The following is a 22,125-nucleotide window of genomic DNA, read 5'->3' on the forward strand; positions in this document are numbered from 1 at the left end:
TTCTATTTTATCTCTTTTTATAAATTATAGCAAATTTTTCTTGTTTTTGTTGTCGAAATCAGTCATTGGATATAATTTTTTTATTATTTCTCTCATGAAATATAAGTAATAAACTAATATAATTTTATTGATTAAAATAAAGACCAGCTATTACTGGTCTTTAAACTTATTTAATTAATTATTTAACATTTCTTTATATTTATCATACCATTGAATATTCCATCCTTTTTTAAAACATAAACTATATAATTGCTCCTCATCATTTACAGCTTCACTGGTTATTATATTATGAGTTTCCTTATTAACTATAAGTCCATTCCATATAAACTCTGAAAATTCTGGATACATAGTAACACTTCTTATATGAGAAAACTCTGCTCTTTTTTCATCTAGTTTTTCATTTGTAAGTTCATCTTTTAATATTTTTAAATTCTTTATTCTTTGTTTTTTTAACTTCTTAATATTTTTCTCCTGTAATTCCTTTGCTTTATCTTGTAATACTCTAACATCATTAGAATTATTTATCTCATTTAATATGCTTAAAACAAGCTTTAAATAATCATTTTTAGGATTTTCCTCAATTCTTTTACCTACTATGGCTAATAAACTTGACCATCTAACATATGTTCTACTATTATAATCAACCTTATATTTGTTATCAATTTTCTCTAATATATATGCAGCATCATTTTTAGTTTTAACTCTTAGTATAGTGTGCAACCTATTGCAATCAAACCATATAAATCCCTTACTATCAACTATTCCATCTCCGATTGCATTTGATATACTCTTGATTGTTCTTTTATTTAACTCTTCAGCTTTTTTAGGCATTTCATACCTTATATTCTTTATATAAGAACTTATAATTATTAATTGTTTATTTTTATTCATGATTTACCATCTTATTATAAATGCTTGTCAATTCAGCCATGGCCTCTTGTGCCTTTTCTGAGTTACAAATATCAGGATGAATATTTTTAGCTATATTCATATACCATTCTCTTGCAGCATCTTTGTTTATATATAAAGATCTATATATTTTTAACTGCTTCATTCTTTCTTCTCCACTTAATTCTAATAAACAGAAAATATATTTATCAGCTTTACTTTTAAAGTAGCTTGAATTATCTTCATCAGCCTGTACACCATTATTAAATACATTAATTATTTTCTTTAAAGATAGTATTTTATCGTATTGTCCTCTCCAACTATTACTTCCCATTTTTATAAATCCATCTAAATTCTTTTTTCCTGTTAATTTTCTTATATCTTTATTAATCTCCATTTTAACTGTTCTTAAAGATCCTATTTCTCTTAATTCTTCAATACTATTTGCTTCATACCATTTCATTTTAACCACACTCCTTAATATAAATATATTAAGAATTTTTATTAAATATAAAAACTTTTTAATCATATATTATTGTTTATAATCTGTAAATTATATCTATCTAAAAATAAAATATTAGAATAAAAAAAGCTACTTCAAAAATAACAGAAATATTTTTCTTTTACCTTGAAGTAACTAATTTTAAAATCTAGAAGGCTCCTGAGTCTCCTCCACCTCCACCAGTGAAATCTCCTCCACTGAAGAAATCATTTCCACCACTACTACCGCTATCGCCACTATCACCACTACCACTATTAAATTCAATTGAAGGTCTTTGTCGATTTGCTATATGTAGTGCATCATTAGCAATATTATTAAACATTGCTAGATATAATAAGTAATTATTCATATAAATATATTCTGTATTACTAAAAGAATTAATATTTTCACTAACATTAGATGTTATTGAATCTATAATCCCTTTTAATTTATCTTTACCTACCTGTAATGCAGAAGCATAAATCACAGTTAATTCAATTAATGAAGTATTATTTACACCATTAAACTTATATCTATTTTTTAAATACTTCTTATAAGCAATCCATTTACATTTTTCATTATACCAAGTATTTTCAAGAATATTTTTATTTCTTATTTTAGTATAAAATCCTATATTTTCCCCATCATTTCTAACTTTTATTAGCCAATAATTTAAATTATCTATAAATACTTTAGCTCTTCTACTTGAAGAAAGTGAACTCTTTATTTCTTCAATAGAGAAACTACCTCTAACTTCATAATTCTTAAACCACTCTAATATGAAATTTAAATGACTATATTCACTTTCCTTATTATAATCAGTTCTAATAAATACTAAATCATTATTATCTTTAGTTGTTTTTTCTTCTATAGTATAATATCCCTTATTAACTAAATAAAATAATGTTATATTTAACATCTCTTTAGATACTGCTTTTTCATTCATTAATAGATTTACTAATGCTGGTGGCAAATCTGATGGTGGTTCCATAATAAATTCTTCTTTAGTAAATTTACATTTTCCTCTATATTCATTCACTTCTTTATTAAAGTTTCTTCTGTCTACTGCAAGTGCCGCCAAAACCACACCTATTATTACAAACAATGTTATGGCAAAGCCAACATCATTACTATTTGCCTCTTTTCCATAGTAATTTAAGTCTTCCATAATATAATCATCTTCATGTGATATCTCATCAGCCATTGATAAATATTCTTTCTGGAATTTTAAGTCTATCCCTATTAAAGTAGTTAAATTTCTAAATTTAATATCTATAGAGTCTTCTGTATTAGATGCTGTAATATCTCCATCTCCATATATATCATAACTTAAATTATCTATAGAAAAACTTGTATCTTTTAATGTAATTTTAAGAGTACCTTCTTTAACAGAATCAATATTTTTAACATTATAAAAGCTCCAATATAACTCTGAATAATCAGTGTACTTTTTAGCTGCACCTTTTATAGTGTAATTTAAATTAATCTTTTTGCTTTCATTGCTACTTTTACAAAAGAGCTTAATTTGTGTTTCATCATAATCTTCATTTATCTCATATGTATTATTTTCTTCATTATATCCTTCTGTAGCTTCTATAATATTTCCTAAAGAATCAATTATTGAAACACTATTAATTAAATATTGATCTGTTCCATTTAATTTTAAATTTCTATAAATTCCATTAAACTCTCCCTGAAATCTATACTGTAATATTTCATTTACTACTACATCCCCATTTGCAAGTATTTGTGCATCAATATTTAGATTATCAATAAAGTATTCTCTACTATCTGCTAATACACTTTTGGGTAATATTAAAACAAAGATAATAGTTAAAATTGTAAGTAGTTTTTTCATCTTTATCCCCCTCTTTCTCATTTTTAATTATACCATATTTAACCTTTTTATATTTTAAATAAACAATTTCAGCTATTATTTATCAATTTTATTAAAGTTATTCATATAATAAAAGCAGATATGAAATTTAATTCATACCTGCTTTTATTCTTAATTTTTTTATTACTAGTTTAACCATTAAAAATTAACATTCTTTGATTCATCTGCTTCATATTGAAAGAAATCAAAATCTGCATAGTGTTTATGTTTTACACGATCTGCACAAGTAAGTCCTACAAATGTACCTGTAAATTCGCCATACTTACAATATTCATCTGAAAACTTAGTTGTATCAAATACTTTTCCTATTTTATTGTAATTCTCTCCATCATAGCTCCATTCAAAATAAGACTGACGCCCTTCTATTTTTAAACGAAGATATATTGGAGAATCTTCTATAGGTATTCTGGTATTTAAAAACTCAGTTTTTTCACCATTTTCAAGATGAATTACAGATAAAGCACTTTGACCTAGTGTTTCACTATAATACTTTCTTAAATAAATATAATTCATATTATCATAATACATAATAAGTCCTGCACTATGTTGATGTACCTCTGGTTTAAATTCCATTTTTGTTGTAACTGTTGTATAAACTGATGTTAATTTCCTCGCTAAAATACTCACCTTATTTAAAGAACATCTAGATTCTTGCCCCCTAATTCTTACATATCCTGGTCTAGCTTTAATGTCTGCAAATGATGATGGCATAATTCTTGGTGAGTAATATTGAATTCCTAATTCTTCTCCATCAAAATCATCAAAATTAGGTATTTGAGGTACTTTATATTCTGGTAGTTTACTTTCTTCTATATATTCCTTAGCTAAATTTGAATCATCATACATTCTTAGCCATCCATCATCTGTCCATTTCATTTTTTGAATTGCAGTTTCACGTCCAAGTGTACATCTTAATTCTGGTACAAATGGTCTTGCCGTTAAATGTACCATATAAACTTCACCTAATTGTGTTTCCACATAACTTCCATGACCCGATTTCTGAAGTAATGATTCTGGATTAAAATACTTAGTCTTTAGATGATCAGGATCATGTCTTTCATAAAAATCACCTGGTATAGATGTTAGTATTGGATTTGTAGGATCTCCTTTATAAGGTCCCCAAACCTCTTTAGCTCTTCCCATAGTTACACTATGTCCATATCCAGTTCCACCTTCTGCACACATTATATAATAATAATCTCCACGTTTAGTTAAATGTGGTGCTTCTATGCATCCCCTATTTGTTCCCCCAGACCATATTCTCTTTGGATATCCTACTATTTCCTTCTTTTCTGGAGAATATTCAACCATACATATAGCTCCTGGTTTTTCATATCCTTCTCTTGTTTCCCATTCTAATGAAACAATATATTTTTTTCCATCATCATCATGTAATATTGATGCATCAAATCCTGATGAATGAATATAAACTGGTTCACTCCAAGGTCCTTTAATATCTTTTGCTGTAATTAAGTAGTTGTCCACATCAAAATATCTGGCATTCATAGAATTCATTACACCATAAACTACATAAAATAAATCTTCTTCTTCACAATATGTTAAACAAGGAGCCCAAATCCCCTTGGCTGATGGTAACTTTTTTAGATCTACAACTGTATCGTCAGTTAATACATGGGTATAAAGTTCCCAATTTTTCAAATCCTTTGAATGATAAATTGGAATTCCCGGAAACCATTCAAAAGATGATACCGCCATATAATAATCATTACCCCTTCTACAAATGCATGGGTCTGGATTAAAGCCTGGTAATATTGGATTTCTAATCATAATAAATTCTCCTCCTCTTTATCCTATACTTTTATACTCTATATTAATCACCTGCTAATTTTCTTTTTATTGTTCTTCAAGTATTTTTACATCCCAATCATGTATTGATATAATATCTCCTTTTTTATAACTCTTACCTGTTAATATATCTTTTACATTATCATAAGGACATTTTAATATACTATTTTCTTCACTATAATGAAGCACATAATGTAACTTATTTCCCTTGGAATTTTCTCCACTTCTTATAATTACAGGCCATGAAGCTTCTGGTATCTCCTTTAATAAATCAGCAGCTTTAAATGCATTTATATATATTTCTTTAATAATTTCTTTATTGGTATAACATCCAATATAATATGCATATCCTTGTCCGTATTTATTTTTAGTTATAGCTGAATATTTACTCCAATACTTATGCTCATAACTATATAGACTTTCTGCTCCTTCTAAGTTTATCAATTCAGCCCAGTACTCTACCTTATTTCCATCAATTGTTGCTTTTCCTGGTTCAGTAAACTGATTATAAGTAATTCCAAAACATTCGTTTAATATGTGTGGCTGTTTATCATGGTAAACACTTAAATGTTCATCCGATACAAAAGATTTAAATGAACTTAATAGTACTCCTCCATTTTTTACAAATGATTTTAATTTATATATAAATTCTTCATCTATACTATAAAGTGCTGGAGTTATTATTACTTTATACTTTTCAATATCTAAATCTTTAGCAAATACGACATCACATTCTATATTAATTTCGTATAAAGAGTCATACATCCACCTAACTACATCGTTATAACTTAAATCCTTATCTATTGGAAACCACTTAAAAGCTGTTAATGATTCATTATCAACAATAAATGCTACTTTATTTTTCTTTTTTAAACTTATTAAATCTTTGCTAAGTTCTTTTAACTCTTTTCCTAATACACATGCTTCTTCATAAGTAGGATTGCTTTGTAAATCATGACTTAATAATCCCTTCCAATAAGTTTCATATCCATTATGAATTGAATGCCAATTCCAATATATTATTCCATTAGCCCCACTTGCTAAATGGCTATAAGCATGTAATCTAAGTTGTCCTGGATATGGAGTCCAATATTTAAATGCTTGTGCTTGGCATTCAAGTACAAAATAATTATCATTCTTTAAGGCTCTTATTTCATCTCCACAAAATGCTATTTCTGCACCTGTTAAATTATCCTGTGTTGGATGGTATATATCTGTTCCTGCAATAGTAACTGCCTTCGCTGCTTCATTATGACTTATATCTGGCTGTACACCATAAGAATATCCATCTTGTGCAATATCAGCTCCAAACTTCTTCCATTGAAAATCAAAATTATGTGTTATAAATTGATCTTCTCTTTTATACTCTTTTATAATTTCTGCTTGCCAAATTAAATATTTAGCTGCTAACCTTCTTTGGAATTTTTCAAATTCACTAGCAAGCCCTCCATTTATACATCCTCTCATATCAGGTAAGTCATCCCATCTTTCAATAGAATTACTCCAATATGCTAACCCAAATACTTTATTGAGTTTTTCTGTTGTTTCAAATTTTTCTATTAAATAATCTTTAAATAACTTTTGGACATATTCATTTGCTATACCATAATGCTTAGTTTCATTATCTATTTGAAATCCTATAACACAGCTTCTATGCGCAATATGCTGTATTAACTTTCTAATTATACGTTCTGAATAAAATCTAAAGGTCTTGTTTACAATATTCATTAACTGTCTATGACCATATTTAGCTTGTCCATCTTTAGTTGTAACCATAATATCATTATCTTCATTAACAAGCCATGAAGGGATTGCATAAGTGGGTGTACCTATAATTGCTTTCATTCCCTCTTTTTCTAACATATCTAAAACTCTATCTATATATGTAAAATTATATTTTCCATTACTAGGTTCTAAAGTACTCCATGTAGATTCTGCAATTCTTACTATATTCATTCCCGCATCCTTCATCATTTTTATATCTTCTTTTAATCTATCATAAGGCATATATTCCAAATAATATGCACTTCCGAATAAAATATCTGAACCCATAATCCTTACCTCGTTCTTTTATTTTTTATAAAAGATGCCAGAAAATTTATCTGACACCTTTTTAATAATTTTATTTATTAAATAGTATCTTTATACTTACCAGCATCTAAATCAGCTACCACTTTGTCATACTTTTTATCTAAGTCATAGAAGAAAATACATACTACTCCAATGAACATTGTTATTGCAGGTATCCATGCAAATGATACCCCTATTGCAGTTATTGCAGCTGATGATTGTTCTGCTAATGTTGCATTAAATTTACCAACTGAAAGAATCCATCCTAATGCTGCCGTACCAATACCAGATCCAACTTTCATACAAAAAGAAGAGGCTGCATTACCCATTCCTGAACTACCATATCCATTTTGCCATTGTCCATAAGTAATGCTATCTTGTAACATTCCAAACATTACAGCTGCTGAGCATCCAAATCCAACACCTTTTATAATAGAAGCAGTAATTTGAACCGGTAAGCCAATACCTGCAACTCCTGTTAAAAAGAAACCAACTGTTGCAACTATTGTCCCAATTAACATTGTATTTCTTTTTCCCAATTTTTTCATAACGAATGGTGTAATAAACATAGTAACAATCTGTGAAACAGATAAAGCATTAGATAATGGTGCATAATAACTAATATCACCCATTACGTATTGTGCATAATATGCAGCAGAACCAAAGAAGCAAGACATCATAAAATACATAACAAACATTACTATAACTATTAATACCCAATATTTATTTGTTATAAGTCCTTTTATTGATTTTATAAAAGAAACTTTTTCTTTTTTCTTTTCATCTTCTGTATGACTTTCAACAACACGCTCCTTACAAGTGGCAAACATAAATAAGTTTAATATAACAGTTGCAATTCCTATTATTATAAAAGCTTTAGTCCAACCAGCACGATTATATTGACTTCCATCACCTAAAGCAACAACCATTTTTAATACAAATGTATTTACTGTCATTGTTCCTGCAGTTGCTAATAACATACGAAAATTTCCTAATAACCCACGTTCATATTGATTAGTTGTCATAAGACCATTCATAGCAGCATATGGTACATTAATACCAGTAAAAAATACCGTTGATACTAAGTTATAAGTTAGAAACATGTAGATAAACATATACTTTCCACTTAAACTTTCTGGTACTGAAAACATAAGCACTGATGATATTGCAAAAGGAACACATAATCGTAATATCCATGGTCTTGCTTTACCATATTTAGATTTAGTATTATCAACAATTCTCCCCATTATAAGATCTGAAATACCATCAAATACTTTTGATATAGCAATTATTGCTGCTGCCATTGCTGCATCTGCATTAATAACGTTTGTGTAATAAAGTAATAAAAATGCACTAATTGAAGAATATATTAAATTTCCTGAATAATCTCCTATCCCATATCCCAGACGTTCTTTAAAAGAAAGCTTTGCATTTGGATTCATTTTCCCATCTACGCTACTATTTAATTTTACTTCCATAATTATAACCTCTCACTTTCATCTCTTAATTGTTCTTAGAATAACTAATTATCTTTCAACCGGAAACCATCCTTGTGCTACACATTTTCCTAAATCCCAGCTATCCCAACCACTCCATCCTGGTTCATTAACTGTATCTAATAATAATTTGTAATTCCAATAAAAATATCCACTACCTTTTTTCCATGCATTAAGCTGTGCTTCTGCTATTGAAGAATATAATTTCTTTTTTTCCTCTGCTGATAATACTTCTTCCATTGCCTCTACTCCATTTAAAGGAGATTGTCCACCTTGCGTATCTATTCCAGTTCCATAAGAATTAAATAAGCTCCATTCTCCACAAATAACTGGGAAATACTCTTGCATTTCTGCAATATCCCTTTCATAATTTTCTTTGATATATTTTAAATATCCTTCAATACTTTTTTCACATCCAAAAGCTTCTGCTACCATTAAATATTGATGAGTATCTAAAACTACATTTTTAAACTCCTCTTCTCTCATAAAATCTTTCCACGCTTTTAATTCAAATGCATCATGAAAAACAATAGCTTTATCTTCTGGCATATGTTTACGCATTATTCTATATGCATCAATATAGAATTCACGTAAAAATTCTAAAGAAATAGGTTTACTTCCTTCTGCTAATTCTGGCTCTACAGGCTTGTATCTATTTTGTACATTAAATGTATCCCACATTTTTTCTGTAACAGGTTCATTTAGTATTTGAATTCCCCAAAGTCCCTTTCTTTTACCATATCTTTGCGCTAATCTTTCTAATACACTTAAAGCAAATTTAATACTTTCTGGCTGTTGTGCCCATTTACAAACTCCTGAAATTCCACCATTATCAAATCCATTTTGACTTCCTGGCACAGTATGAAGATCAATTAAAATACTTAAATCATACTTTTCTGCCCAACTAAATGCCTTATCTAACTCTTCTACACATCCTATAAAAGGTTCGCAATCACCAAAAATGAAATATGGTACAGGTATACGTACTGAATTTAATCCCATAGACTTTATTGTTGCAAAATCTCTTTCCGTTATATATTCACTACGATGAATTTTAATACGAGATTCATAAACATCTCTTGGCAATCTTCTTGGAAGATAGTATTCATCTTCTGCATCTGTTCCAAAGAATAATGTGGGACTCATCCATTTTTCTAGTACTAACCAATTCCCTAAATTTACACCTTTTAAATACATAATTATTACCTCACCTTTCATTACTTAAAATATGACTATTTTATATTTTCAGGAATCTACAAATATATATTCTTTTGCTTAATATTTCTTGTAACCGTTGTAAATTCTTTATCTACACTCATTGTATACAATTACATCGATTTAATTAAGTATCTTTATTATCTAATTTATATGTCAATATTATCTTTTTTTAAATTGATTTATAAATAAATGTATTTTATAATTCTGTAAAAGGAGTGAGAATTTTGAATAAAGAGAATTTTATGCATGAGATAATACAACCAACTGAAAATTTAGATGCAGTTTTAAAACTGTTCAATGATCCTGGAAGTTATACAGCTAGTCATTGGCATAATTCAATAGAAATTTTATATATAACATCTGGTAGTTTGCAGGTTGATATTGGAAAATACTCTTATAGTTTAGAAGAAGATGATTGTATATTAATTAATTCAGGAAGAGTTCATTCAACTCATTGTATTAATGGAAATACATCTATTTTGCTACAAATACCACCTGAATTATTAAAACGTTATATACCAAATTATAAAAACTATTATTTTGATTTAAATATTAATTCAAGTGATAATGAATCAAAAAAGAATTTAAATATAATAAAAAATATTTTAAAAAGTATGAGAGATTTAGAAAATAATCCTTGTGGTGTTTCTCATTTACGCTTTGCAAGTCTTTTATTTGAATTTCTTTATCAGTTATATACAAACTTCAGTATTTCAATAACTAATAATAAATTACAACACTCTCATTTATCTTTTTCTAATCTAGAACCTGTATTAGAGTTCACTAAAGAAAATTATTATAGACATATTTCTATTAAGGAAATTTCAGAAATAGCTCACCTGCAACCAGAATATTTTTGTAGAAAATTTAAACAATATATGGGACAAACCTATTTAGATTATTTAAATGAACTAAGACTTTCTCATATCTATATGGATTTGCTTAATAGTAATGAATTAATATCTAATATTATGGAAAGACATGGCTTTAGCAACTATAAGTTGTTTTATAAAACCTTTAAGAAAAAATTTAACTGTACTCCTAAAGAAGTACGTAAAATTAATAAATCTATTTAATTTAAGTATTAATTTTTTATTTATATATAATCTTCGAAATTGAACAAAAATACCGCATATTTCCAAACTGAAATGCGGTATTTTAAAAAAATCTTAATTTACTATTCTATAAATCATCTGTTTTTAATCAAATGTAATTTCATATTCTATAGGCTTAATTCCCAATAATTCAATACTTCTATTATCTGGCTGTGATATACCTACATATAACTTGTACCTTTTACTATCAATTAATCTATTACCTTTGTTATCAACAACTTCAAAAGATTTTTTATCAATTTTTAATGTAACTTTCTTAGTTTCACCAACTTTTAAAGAAACTCGTTTAAAAGCAACTAAACTATGATTCTTAACAGCATATTTTGATTCCAAATTCTTGATGTAACATTGTATAACCTCTTCAATATCATATCTCCCTATATTTTTAATATCTACTGTTACAAAAATTTCATCAAAATAATTTGTATCTTTTTTCACAGTTAAGTTAGTTAATTCAACATTAGAATAAGTTAATCCATATCCAAATGAATATAAGCTTTCATCATTCATATATCTATAAGTTCTATTTATCATTGAATAATCTTCAAAATCCGGTAAATTTTCTATTCCTTTATAAAAAGTAATTGGTAATTTTCCGCTTGGTGAATATTTACCAAATATTATATCTGATACAGCTCTTCCGCCATGACTCCCTGGATACCATACATTTAAAATGGCATCACATTTTTCTTCAAGTCCATTAAATGTTAAAGCACTTCCAGTCCCTAGTACCACTATAACTGGAGTTCCAGTTTTAATTACAGCTTCTAATAACTCTTGTTGTTTTCCTGGTAAACTTAAATCATTCTTATCTCCCGCTGCTTGACTATTTCCTGTATCACCTTGTTCTCCTTCAATAGTAGAATCTAATCCTAAGCATAAAATAGCAACATCTGATCTCTTTGCCACTGAAACTGCCTCAGATATTCTATCTCCTGGCAATGCTAAATCTTCTACTTTATCTTTATATAAATGACATCCTTCTGAATAATATACTCTGATTTCTTCGCCTACTTCATCATGTATGCCTTCTAATATAGTAGTATATTTAGATGCTGTTCCATGATAATTACCTGAAAGCATTATTTTACTATCTGCATTTGGTCCTATTACTGCTATTGATTTAATCTTGGATTTATTTAAAGGTAATACTCCATTATTCTTTAATAAAACCATAGATTTTCTTGCTGCTTCTAATGATAATTTATTATGTTCCATACAATCATTTTTTTCATATGGTATTTTATCATATATACAATCATCATCAAACATTCCTAATCTTATTCTTGTAGCCATTAGCCTTTCTGTAGCACATGTTATATCATCTTCACTCACTAAACCTTCTTTATATGCCAACATCATTTGTAAATATACATTTCCACAATTTAAATCACATCCATTCTTTATTGCAAGAGCTGCTGATTGCGTTGCAGTACTTGTCACTCTATGATTATTATGAAAGTCTGCTATTGCCCAACAGTCTGAAACAACATGCCCCTTAAATCCCCATTTTCCTCTTAATATATCTACTAATAATGACTTACTTCCACAACAAGGTTCTCCATTTGTTCTATTATATGCTCCCATAACAGACTCAACATCAGCTTCTTTTACACATGCTTCAAATGCAGGTAAGTAAGTTTCATATAGATCCTTATCATTAACAATTGCATTAAACTCATGCCTTAATCCTTCTGGTCCACTATGAACTGCAAAATGCTTAGCACATGCTGCAAGCTTCAAATATTTCTCATTTCCCTGTAATCCCTTTATAAAGGATACACCTAATCTTGAAGTTAAATATGGATCTTCTCCATAAGTTTCTTGCCCTCTTCCCCACCTAGGATCTCTGAATATGTTTACATTAGGTGACCAAAATGTTAGCCCCTTATATATATCCCTATCCTCATTTTTTGAGTATTCATTATACTTTGCACGCCCCTCTGTTGAAATTACTTCAGCAACTCTTTCTATAAAATCTTCATCAAATATGGCTGCTAGTCCTATAGCTTGTGGAAAAACTGTTGCTGTTCCTGCTCTTGCTATCCCATGTAATCCTTCATTCCACCAATTATATCTTGGAATATTCAATCTTTCATTAGCTGCTGCATTATATGTTAATTGTTCTGCCTTTTCTTGAAGTGTCATCTTTGAAACTAATTTTTTAGCTCTTTCTAAAGCTTCTTCATGACTTATCATTTTTCCTCTCCCCTTCTTTTACCTTTAACTCATTTTTATTTAATTAATAAAATATAATTCTTTATATTGATATTTAAATACTACCCACTACAAACCTTCTATTAGCCCTTTATTTTAACTATTAACCTCTCTAAACTCTTTTGGTGTTAAACCTGTTTGCTTTTTAAAAGTCAATGAAAAATAATTAGTATCTTTATATCCAACTACATCTGCTATTTTTCCAACCTTCATTGTAGTAGTCTTTAATAACTCTTTAGCTTTTTCAATTTTTTTCCTTACAATATAATTATTACATCCTTCTCCAGTTGAATTCTTAAATAATCTTGAGAAATATGTAGGATTAACATATAGTCTTTCTGCTATATTGCATACAGATATTGACTTATCCAAATTATCCTTTATATATCTTTTTGCCTCAATTATAATTTCTCTATTTTCTCCTTCTTCTAGACCATACATTTGAATAATAAAGTTTCTAATAACCTTTATAGCATCTTCTTTCTTTAGTCCTTGCAAAGATACTGCTAAAGAATTTATACTATCATCATTCTTACTTTCAAATTCAGAAATATAATCAAAGTATATTGTAGTTACTATATCAAAACAATATTTTCTGACTAATCCAATTGATAAATTATAGGAATCTATTAATTCGATAAACTTATCATATTCCTTTATTACTAAATCTAAATTATTAATATTTTCTGAAATAAATTGCTTTATATTATATATACTACAATTAAATTCTTTCATTTTTTTCTCATATTCACTGCTACTATTAATATCATTATTATTTATCTTCCTATATCCATCATTATACGAAATATCTATTTTTCTTATATTATTAACTATACTACCTAAAACATATTTTTGTTTTATATCATATTCTTCTTTTAAATACTGGATTAAAAATTTAATTTTATTTTTATAACTACTATCATTACGAATAAAAATTATAATAACAATATTTTTATTTATATCTTCAAATGTTATTCCATCATTATTACAATCAAATATTTCTATACAAACCTTCTTTATAGATAAGTTTAGTAACTTAAAGTGATTTTTCCATGATAAATTATCATCTAAAATTGGCGATAAAATCATAACTCTATATTTATATTCAATACATAAGTTATATTCACTTAATATCTTATTAATATCCTCATATGAACTTTTATTACAAATAATACTTTGCATAATACTTTCGAGCTTTATCTGTTCTTCTGTACCTTCTACTCTTAAAATCTTTTTTTGATTCTGAAGTTTTTCTCTCTCTTCATCTAATTCTTTTATTAAATTTCTAATAACATCTGTTAATTCATCTTCATCAATAGGCTTTAATAAAAAATCATTAACTTTCATTTTACAGCATTTTTGAGCATATTCAAAATTATCAAACCCTGTTAATACTATTATCTTTAACTCTGAATTAATATCATTAACTTCTTTAACTAATGATAATCCATCTTTTTCTGGCATACAAATATCAGTTATCATAATATCAAAATTATTACTTTTCATTATATTTATAGCATCATTTACTGATGATGCTGTAATAACTTCACTTACCCCTAATGACTTCCATGGTATTACATTTTTTATTCCATTTCTAATCATTTCTTCGTCATCTACGACAATTACCTTATACACTTATATCTACACTCCTTGGCAATGTAATATCTACTGTAGTTTGATTTTCTTTATTTCTTTTATAAAGTAAGCCATATTCTTTTCCAAAAATTATTTCTATCCTTCTATTTACATTTCTAATTCCATACCCACTATTTTCATCAAATATAGAAATAGAACTATTTATTTTATCTATATCTGCCTGAGTCATTATAATACCTGTATTACTTAATGAGATAATTATTCTATTATCATCACATATAATTTTCAGAAATATTTCACCCTTTAATCCATTTTTAACTTTTATTCCATGATATATTGCATTTTCTACTAATGGCTGCAAAGTCATCTTAGGTATTAAAATATTTTCATATTTTTTATCTACATCGACATTAAATTTAACAATATCACTATATCTCATATTTTGTATAATTAAATAATTTTCTACAAGTTTAATTTCATCTGATAATCTAATAAGACTTTTTCCTGAACTTAATGAAACTCTATAAAAATTAGCTAAAGCTTTTACCATTCTTGATGCTTTCTTACTTCCATCCCCTAGAGCCTGTAAATGAATACACTCTAATGTATTATATAAAAAATGTGGTTTTATCTGTGATTGAAGTCTATTTAATTCAATTTGTTTCATTTGCTTTTCTTCATTCTTTATTCTTTGCATAAGTAAATTTATTTCTTCAATCATTACATTAAATCCACGGGTAATTTGTCTAAATTCTGTGCCTTCATATTCATTTTTGATTCTAACATCTAGATTTCCTTTAGCAACATCACTCATTGAATTTACAATTACATCAATAGGCTCATAAAGCTTATTGATTACTCTATATAAAATAGCTAAAACAACTAATCCTATAATTGTTAATATTAATATAATAAATACTAGTGTAATATAAGTATCTTTAATTAAAAATACTCTTGGAACCTCGTTTACAATATACCAGTCCCAATGATCAATCTTCTTATAATTAATTATACTTTTACTTGTTTTTATCTCTCCTTCATTGCCTATAAAATCATTATATAAATAATAGATATCTCCTATATTAGAATTATTTTTATCTGAAATTACAACTCCATTATTGTTTATAATAAATTGATGGTAATTATCCTCACCTTCTATACTAGTATAAAAATCTTTTAAAGAATCAACTGCTATCCCAATTACTAAAAAGCCAATGATATCCTTTTCCGAATATTTACTTCCTATTGGTGTATAAATATTTATTACATTTTTATTTTTATAAAATATTTTTTTATCAATACTTATTTTAAAGTTATATAAGTTCATTTGTTCTGCATTATTGTAGCTTTTTAAAATTTCCTCTCTAAAGTCATTGTTTGTCCAAGTTTCTCCAACATATATTAATTGAGAATCATTAAACTTAATTAAAGAAATATAGTCAATAAAATTACTATTAGAATCTAGTGAATATCTAACCAAATTATATGCATCATTTGTTATTTCTAAATAGTTACCCTCTGAATCATGGTTATACATTATATAGTCTTTTACTCTTTGATCATAACTGATTAATAATGAAATATCCGAAAAATCTTCTAATTTATTAACTAACAATTTATTTACCATTTCGAATTGTCCCTTTATAAGTTCACTAGACTTATTAGTTATCTCATTTCCTGCTAACATTGAAATAGTAATAATAATGAATATATCAACTATTAAACTGATTGAAACTACAGATAAAATTATTTTTTTATTTAATTTCATTGAACTAAATCTTTTAATAGCCTTTTTCAAACCTCTAAGCATATATTTTATAAACCTTCCATTATATATTCTAAATATGTCATAAATCCTTGAACAAACAAATTTTATCCTTTAACTGCACCTGCCATCATACCTTTAATTAGTTTATCTTGCCCTATAGCAAATGCCACTAACATTGGTAACATAGATATAGTTAATACTGCCATAATCATAGGAACATTCATAGTATATTGACCTTGATATTCCCATAATGCCAAAGGTAAAGTTCTATTTTTAGTAGATTGTGTTAAAACAAGAGCAAAACTAAATTCATTCCAAATTGCAACTCCATTATATATCGCCAAAGTAACTAATCCTGGCTTTGATAACGGTAACATTACATTGTAAAAAATTTTATATTTATTACATCCATCAATTTCAGCAGCTTCTTCAAGTTCTTTAGGTATATTGGCCATAAAAGTAACTAGAATAAATACTGAAATTGGTAAGTTAAATGCTACATAAGGCCCTATTAATGCCCATATCTTATCATACATTCCTGTTTTTATTGTCATCATAAATATTGGTAATAATGTAACATGAATAGGAACTGACATACACGCCACTATTATACCATATATTGGCTTATTTAATTTAAATTTAAATCTTGATAATGGATATGCCGCACATGCACTTAATGATAATAAAATTACTAATGATACAATAAGTACTATTATGCTATTCTTAAAATATCCATATATATTTCCTTGAAATACTTCAATAAAATTTCCTAAATAAAGCTTTTGGGGTAAATCGAACACTCCTCCCATCATTAATTCAAATTGCTCTTTAAGGGCAGAAAATAACATAAACATAAACGGAATAAATGTAATAAGAAGCCAAATAACTGCTAAAATTCCAACTATAATACTGATTAATTTATTTTTTCCAGAAATCTTTTTTTTCATTACTTACTCATCTCCATTTTTATTTAATACTTTCATAGTAACTAAAGAAATTATTGTAATTAAAATAAACATTCCGCATGCAATTGTTGATCCATAGCCCATTCTTTGTGATAAAAAAGCATTTTTATACATATAAGTTGCCATTAACTCTGATGAAGAACCTGGACCTCCACCTGTCATAACATAAATTAAATCAAAATATTTTAGTGATCCAACCATAGATAATATCATTGCACTTTTAATAGATGGTTTCATCATTGGCAATGCTACCTTCCAGAAATATTGCCCTTTAGTTGCACCATCTATTATTGCTGCCTCATATACATCAGATGGTAAACTACTATATGCTGCTAAAAAATACACCATATAAAATGGGATAAACTGCCAACATATTGCTATTGAAATAGTAACAAGTGCGGTTTTAGGATTTCCTAATAGATCAATTGCTGGTCCTCCAAATAGTTTTGATAGACCTGATATTATACCTGAATTTGCATCTAATGCATATTTAAATAAATAACCTATTGCAACAGAAGACATTAACATAGGTATAAACCATATAATTTTAAATAAGTTCGCTTTCTTACCTTTAAAGTCCAAAAATGTTGCCAATGCCATTCCTACAGGTAATTGAATTACTATTGATAAAATCATAATAATTATATTATTAAAAAATGCCTTCCTGAAAGTAGAATCTAGTATTAACTCTTTCCAATTTTCAAATGCAATAAATGTTTTTCCAACAGTTATACCATTCCAATTATAGAAACTTGTCTTGAATGAATAGAATATTGGATATGCTATAAAAATAACTAAAAATAATAACGCAGGTAATAAAAAAATAATTGAAGCATTTCTTACTGATTTTTCTCTTTTTTTCTTCAAACTGACCTTATTAACTTCCATTATATATCCCCCTCTAAATTTTATGGGTAAAACATTTTTATAAGTTTTACCCATGATCATCCTAAATACATAAATTATTTATTATTACTATTTCTATAAGAATCCATTGCATTTTGTAACTCTTTATTTGCTTCTTCCGGTGTTATTGTTAACCCAAATATCTCCTGTGATGTAGATTTATGAATCTCCGCAACCTCTGCTGGCAATGATTGATCATACCATAATTGAACACCTGTCGCTTCATTAACTGTATCTAATATTTTTTGTGTCAATTCATCTTTAGCTTCAAAACTTTTTAATGGTATAATCTTACCGTAATCTTCACGTTCTTTTAGTGCTTTGTCATCTAATAGACTTTGAATTAACTTAAAAGCACCCTCTTTATCTTTACAACTTTCAGAAATAGAATATAAATTATCTCCAATAGTACCAATACATAGCTTTTGATCCGCTGTAGAGCTTTCTAACTCAGGAAATGGAAAGAATCCAAGTTTATCTATAAAATCTGGGTTTTCTCCTATAACTGTACCACTAAACCAAGATCCCATTAAATCCATAGCCGCTTCACCTTTATATAGTAATTGCCTAGCCTGCCCACTATCATCATCCATTCCATTAAATCCTTCATTAAAATATCCAGAATTAACCCATTCTTGAATTTTATTTCCTGCATACTCAAAAGCTTCATTTTCAAAACTTCCACTACCTGATACAGCATCTTCAAATGGAGTCAAGCCGCCATATCTTGTTGCTAAATACATGAAATACATTGAACCTGTCCACTTTGTTGAATTTGCAAGTGCAAATGGAGCAATTCCTTCTGATTTTAACTTTTCACAAATTATTTCTAAATCACTTATTGTCTTCGGTTCCTCTAAGCCATACTTCTCAAATACTTCTTTATTATAGAAAAATCCTGCAACTGACACATTTTCAACCGGTACCGCATATATTCTCCCATTATAAGTACATTGCTGTATTCCCGCATCAATAAATTGATCTTTATAATTATCCTTTTCCATAAATTCAGTTATATCTGCACATTGACCTGCACTAACATAAGTAGCTAAATTCGCCCCTCCCCATTGAACATAAACATCTGGTGTTTGATTTGAGCTCATTGCTAATGATAATTTTTGTTTGTATGAATCATTAGTCATATCCACTATTTCAACTTCGTATTGAGGATTTTCTTCCATAAATCTTTCAGCTGAATCATGAATAATATCTATAGCCTTTCCTGTTTGAATATGCCACAATGTTAACTTTGTCTTTTCTCCAGAAACTTCTGAACTTGAAGTACTTGAAGATGAGTTACTATTACATCCGACAAATATACTTGAAACCATTGCCATTGACAATAAAATAGCTGATACCCTTTTTAAAATTTTACTCATATACATCCCCCTATTATAACGTTTACAATAAGTTTTTTTCTTATTTGTAAATCTTATTTATATATTAATTCTATCATCTTAAATTTTAAATATATATAGAAAAAAATGACTTTTATCTATACTTTTTTGACTTTTTTATTTTTTACATTCTTTAAAGAAAAAATATTGGCTTACTTTTTATCCTTTACTGTATACAAAATCCATAAATCTTTCTTCCCATCCTGTAATAGAAATATTATCAGTATTTCTATTAACTAAATAATATTTCAATGTCTCAATCTCATACTCCGTAAGATTATTGACTAACTCCTCTATCTCCTCTTCCCAAATACAATTATTTAAAATCTGTACCAAATAATCCAAGCTTTTAACTTCATTATGAATTATAGCAACTTTATCTTTAGTAAACCTACAACTTCTTATTTCATCTATTAATTCTCTTAACTTTTCATCATCCATACTTTGATTATCTACAAAAACATCTAAAACTTCATTTTCCTCTGTTTTAAAGCTTAAAAATATATTTTCTAAATTATTAATTTTTATACCTTCTTCAATTCTTGGAAGTAAGTTTAAAGCTGTTGTTTTCATATATTCTATTTCATAATTTTTAAATCTTTACAAATATGATTGCATGATTCTATAATGCTTTCTTTTATTTCTTCTATATTCTTCTCTTTAAAAATATCTATTAATTAAATTTTCAATTTGAATATCAGATAAAGTAACTCCATATTTTATAGTAACTTCATTACATTTTTTGATATCCATTGCTAATTGTTTTTTCTTCATACTTTGTATAGCTAAAGTAAAATTTTCACTCATTACTATCAACTCTAATATAGCTTACTACTGTTATTAAATTAGTACTAGACTTGAAAATTTTGCGATTTCATGGTATTATAATAGTATAGTAAAAGTGCTATAAATCTTGATGTTTTCAAGACTTATAGCACTTTTATTTTTTTAGTAATAACCTAAAATATTCTATAAAAAAAGAACCTAATCTAATTATAGAACGGTTCTTTTTTATCTATTAAATTATTCAATAATAAAGCTATTCTTACCATTTTTCTTTACCCTATAAAGAAGCTTGTCTGCTTCTTCATAGTTAGATAAATAATCTTTACTTATATCTAGCTTTTTAATCCCTACACTTATAGAAAGCTTTGGATTAAGATTTATATTATTTAACATATTAAAAATATCCATAAATATATTTTTAACAAACTCACTACTATTTCTATCACCTTTATCTTCAATTAAAGCAGCAAATTCATCTCCACCTATTCTAAAGAAAGTTGCATTAGGTGTTTCTTTAAGAACACTAGCAAGCATATTTAAATAATTATCTCCTTTTAAATGTCCATACTTATTATTTAAATTTCTTAAATTATCTAAATCAATTAAAGCTAAAAAGAAATTCTTTTTTTCAGAATATATTTCATCAATAACTTTCATAAATTTATTTCTATTATATAAACCAGTTAAGGAATCAGTTTCAGAAATAGTAATAGCATTAACCTCATCTGTTATATCACGTGCTATACAAAGTAAGCCATTATCAATTCTTTCTTTAGATACTCTAAAATATCTATCTCCCATAGTTTCAATTCCATAATAATGACCTTCTTTTAAGGTTTTCATATCACCAACTAAACATTGTTCGTATAATACTTTAGAAAATAACTTGTCATTTACTAAATCCATATCACTTTTTTCAATTATGTAATCGGGCCTTTCAGAAATGAAATCAGCAAAACTTTTGTTTACATATTCATATTTTAATGATTTATTTTTAAAGAACATAATATCCTTAGATTTATTAGCTAATTTAGTTAAGAAAGATAACTTGTAATAAGTATTTGAAATATCTTCTATCTCTAAACTTATATATTTATCTAAATGCATAGATATAGTAATGGCAACCTTTAAGTTTAAATTATTTTTCTTAATTTCAAAATCGTACATTTTTTTACTTTTCTTTGATTGAATAACTTCTGAAATTGCTTTGTTTAAAGTACAATCATTACAGTATTTCCCAATTGAGCATATTGTTTTTTCTTTTCTTGAAAAATAACAGTTAATGTAGTTTCCAATAAGCTCATTTATATTATCTCCCAAGTAATTGCTTATTATCTTATTAACATATAAAACTTTTCTATTCTTATCTAATAAGATAAATCCAGATTGTGAATTTTCAATTATACTAAGTAATAAAGAATATTCCATGTCCCCAACACCCCCTATCTATTTTATAGTGCCAAAAGAAATTAATAATTTCGATACTATTATATAGATTTTTTTACATAATGATAATTTT

Annotated in this window: 17 protein-coding genes; 1 reads left to right on the plus strand and 16 read right to left on the minus strand. The window is 27.2% G+C overall.

Going from position 1 to position 22,125, the window contains the following annotated elements:
- Window positions 1–174 precede the first annotated feature (174 nt).
- The 7 genes from EJJ37_RS06820 to EJJ37_RS06850 form a co-directional block, all read right to left on the minus strand.
- Window positions 175–891 (minus strand): hypothetical protein, encoded by a 717-nt coding sequence (locus tag EJJ37_RS06820; protein WP_133014847.1) that lies wholly within the window; start codon window positions 889–891, stop codon window positions 175–177.
- On the minus strand, window positions 884–1,351 hold the full coding sequence (locus EJJ37_RS06825; RefSeq protein WP_133014848.1) for a hypothetical protein: 468 nt from the start codon (window positions 1,349–1,351) through the stop codon (window positions 884–886). The genes EJJ37_RS06820 and EJJ37_RS06825 overlap by 8 nt, the downstream gene beginning before the upstream one ends.
- 187 nt (window positions 1,352–1,538) lie before the next feature.
- Window positions 1,539–3,227 carry a DUF2207 domain-containing protein gene (locus EJJ37_RS06830; RefSeq protein WP_166484681.1) on the minus strand — a complete coding sequence of 563 codons (1,689 nt, stop codon included), beginning with the start codon at window positions 3,225–3,227 and terminating at the stop codon, window positions 1,539–1,541.
- A 177-nt stretch (window positions 3,228–3,404) separates the two neighbouring features.
- Window positions 3,405–5,054 carry a glycoside hydrolase family 43 protein gene (locus EJJ37_RS06835; RefSeq protein ID WP_133014850.1) on the minus strand — a complete coding sequence of 550 codons (1,650 nt, stop codon included), beginning with the start codon at window positions 5,052–5,054 and terminating at the stop codon, window positions 3,405–3,407.
- A gap of 66 nt (window positions 5,055–5,120) precedes the next feature.
- Complete coding sequence (locus tag EJJ37_RS06840) at window positions 5,121–7,124, minus strand: beta-galactosidase (RefSeq protein WP_133014851.1); 2,004 nt, start codon at window positions 7,122–7,124, stop codon at window positions 5,121–5,123.
- 77 nt (window positions 7,125–7,201) lie between these two features.
- Window positions 7,202–8,620, minus strand: a complete 1,419-nt coding sequence (locus EJJ37_RS06845; protein ID WP_133014852.1) for an MFS transporter — start codon at window positions 8,618–8,620, stop codon at window positions 7,202–7,204.
- Window positions 8,621–8,668: 48 nt separating this feature from the next.
- On the minus strand, window positions 8,669–9,835 hold the full coding sequence (locus tag EJJ37_RS06850) for a glycoside hydrolase family 5 protein (protein WP_133014853.1): 1,167 nt from the start codon (window positions 9,833–9,835) through the stop codon (window positions 8,669–8,671).
- A gap of 245 nt (window positions 9,836–10,080) precedes the next feature.
- Between EJJ37_RS06850 and EJJ37_RS06855 the strand changes: the two genes are divergently transcribed.
- Window positions 10,081–10,932, plus strand: coding sequence for an AraC family transcriptional regulator (locus tag EJJ37_RS06855; RefSeq protein WP_133014854.1), 852 nt, complete (start codon window positions 10,081–10,083; stop codon window positions 10,930–10,932).
- A gap of 123 nt (window positions 10,933–11,055) precedes the next feature.
- On the opposite strand, the gene EJJ37_RS06860 is transcribed toward EJJ37_RS06855, so the two are convergent.
- The 9 genes from EJJ37_RS06860 to EJJ37_RS06895 all read right to left on the minus strand — a co-directional run bounded on the left by EJJ37_RS06860 (window position 11,056) and on the right by EJJ37_RS06895 (window position 22,034).
- On the minus strand, window positions 11,056–13,170 hold the full coding sequence (locus EJJ37_RS06860; RefSeq protein WP_133014855.1) for a glycoside hydrolase family 3 C-terminal domain-containing protein: 2,115 nt from the start codon (window positions 13,168–13,170) through the stop codon (window positions 11,056–11,058).
- 114 nt (window positions 13,171–13,284) lie between these two features.
- On the minus strand, window positions 13,285–14,823 hold the full coding sequence (locus EJJ37_RS06865; protein WP_133014856.1) for a response regulator: 1,539 nt from the start codon (window positions 14,821–14,823) through the stop codon (window positions 13,285–13,287).
- The gene (locus EJJ37_RS06870; protein ID WP_133014857.1) at window positions 14,816–16,594 is read right to left on the minus strand and encodes a sensor histidine kinase; all 1,779 of its coding nucleotides are present in this window, start codon (window positions 16,592–16,594) and stop codon (window positions 14,816–14,818) included. The genes EJJ37_RS06865 and EJJ37_RS06870 overlap by 8 nt, the downstream gene beginning before the upstream one ends.
- Before the next feature lie 62 nt (window positions 16,595–16,656).
- The gene (locus tag EJJ37_RS06875) at window positions 16,657–17,499 is read right to left on the minus strand and encodes a carbohydrate ABC transporter permease (RefSeq protein WP_133014858.1); all 843 of its coding nucleotides are present in this window, start codon (window positions 17,497–17,499) and stop codon (window positions 16,657–16,659) included.
- A 3-nt stretch (window positions 17,500–17,502) separates the two neighbouring features.
- Window positions 17,503–18,405, minus strand: a complete 903-nt coding sequence (locus EJJ37_RS06880) for a carbohydrate ABC transporter permease (protein WP_133014859.1) — start codon at window positions 18,403–18,405, stop codon at window positions 17,503–17,505.
- 74 nt (window positions 18,406–18,479) lie between these two features.
- The gene (locus EJJ37_RS06885) at window positions 18,480–19,802 is read right to left on the minus strand and encodes an ABC transporter substrate-binding protein (RefSeq protein ID WP_133014860.1); all 1,323 of its coding nucleotides are present in this window, start codon (window positions 19,800–19,802) and stop codon (window positions 18,480–18,482) included.
- A gap of 177 nt (window positions 19,803–19,979) precedes the next feature.
- Window positions 19,980–20,393, minus strand: coding sequence for a hypothetical protein (locus EJJ37_RS06890; RefSeq protein ID WP_133014861.1), 414 nt, complete (start codon window positions 20,391–20,393; stop codon window positions 19,980–19,982).
- A gap of 87 nt (window positions 20,394–20,480) precedes the next feature.
- Entirely contained in the window at window positions 20,481–20,627 is a 147-nt protein-coding gene (locus tag EJJ37_RS20105) for a hypothetical protein (protein WP_166484682.1), read from the minus strand.
- 216 nt (window positions 20,628–20,843) lie between these two features.
- Window positions 20,844–22,034: a diguanylate cyclase domain-containing protein gene (locus tag EJJ37_RS06895; RefSeq protein ID WP_133014862.1), complete on the minus strand. Its 1,191-nt coding sequence runs from the start codon at window positions 22,032–22,034 to the stop codon at window positions 20,844–20,846.
- Window positions 22,035–22,125 lie beyond the last annotated feature (91 nt).

This window comes from Clostridium cuniculi, from assembly GCF_004353185.1.
GTDB lineage: Bacteria > Bacillota > Clostridia > Clostridiales > Clostridiaceae > Clostridium > Clostridium cuniculi.

Excerpts from the sequence above, each read along its gene's own strand:
- EJJ37_RS06845 (WP_133014852.1), bottom strand. The coding sequence starts at position 8,620 with ATGGAAGTAAAATTAAATAGTAGCGTAGATGGGAAAATGAATCCAAAT.
- EJJ37_RS06830 (WP_166484681.1), bottom strand. The coding sequence starts at position 3,227 with ATGAAAAAACTACTTACAATTTTAACTATTATCTTTGTTTTAATATTA.
- EJJ37_RS06895 (WP_133014862.1), bottom strand. The coding sequence starts at position 22,034 with ATGGAATATTCTTTATTACTTAGTATAATTGAAAATTCACAATCTGGA.
- EJJ37_RS06820 (WP_133014847.1), bottom strand. The coding sequence starts at position 891 with ATGAATAAAAATAAACAATTAATAATTATAAGTTCTTATATAAAGAAT.
- EJJ37_RS06875 (WP_133014858.1), bottom strand. The coding sequence starts at position 17,499 with ATGAAAAAAAAGATTTCTGGAAAAAATAAATTAATCAGTATTATAGTT.
- EJJ37_RS06880 (WP_133014859.1), bottom strand. The coding sequence starts at position 18,405 with ATGGAAGTTAATAAGGTCAGTTTGAAGAAAAAAAGAGAAAAATCAGTA.
- EJJ37_RS06870 (WP_133014857.1), bottom strand. The coding sequence starts at position 16,594 with ATGCTTAGAGGTTTGAAAAAGGCTATTAAAAGATTTAGTTCAATGAAA.
- EJJ37_RS06885 (WP_133014860.1), bottom strand. The coding sequence starts at position 19,802 with ATGAGTAAAATTTTAAAAAGGGTATCAGCTATTTTATTGTCAATGGCA.
- EJJ37_RS06825 (WP_133014848.1), bottom strand. The coding sequence starts at position 1,351 with ATGAAATGGTATGAAGCAAATAGTATTGAAGAATTAAGAGAAATAGGA.
- EJJ37_RS06840 (WP_133014851.1), bottom strand. The coding sequence starts at position 7,124 with ATGGGTTCAGATATTTTATTCGGAAGTGCATATTATTTGGAATATATG.
- EJJ37_RS06850 (WP_133014853.1), bottom strand. The coding sequence starts at position 9,835 with ATGTATTTAAAAGGTGTAAATTTAGGGAATTGGTTAGTACTAGAAAAA.
- EJJ37_RS20105 (WP_166484682.1), bottom strand. The coding sequence starts at position 20,627 with ATGAGTGAAAATTTTACTTTAGCTATACAAAGTATGAAGAAAAAACAA.
- EJJ37_RS06860 (WP_133014855.1), bottom strand. The coding sequence starts at position 13,170 with ATGATAAGTCATGAAGAAGCTTTAGAAAGAGCTAAAAAATTAGTTTCA.
- EJJ37_RS06890 (WP_133014861.1), bottom strand. The coding sequence starts at position 20,393 with ATGAAAACAACAGCTTTAAACTTACTTCCAAGAATTGAAGAAGGTATA.
- EJJ37_RS06835 (WP_133014850.1), bottom strand. The coding sequence starts at position 5,054 with ATGATTAGAAATCCAATATTACCAGGCTTTAATCCAGACCCATGCATT.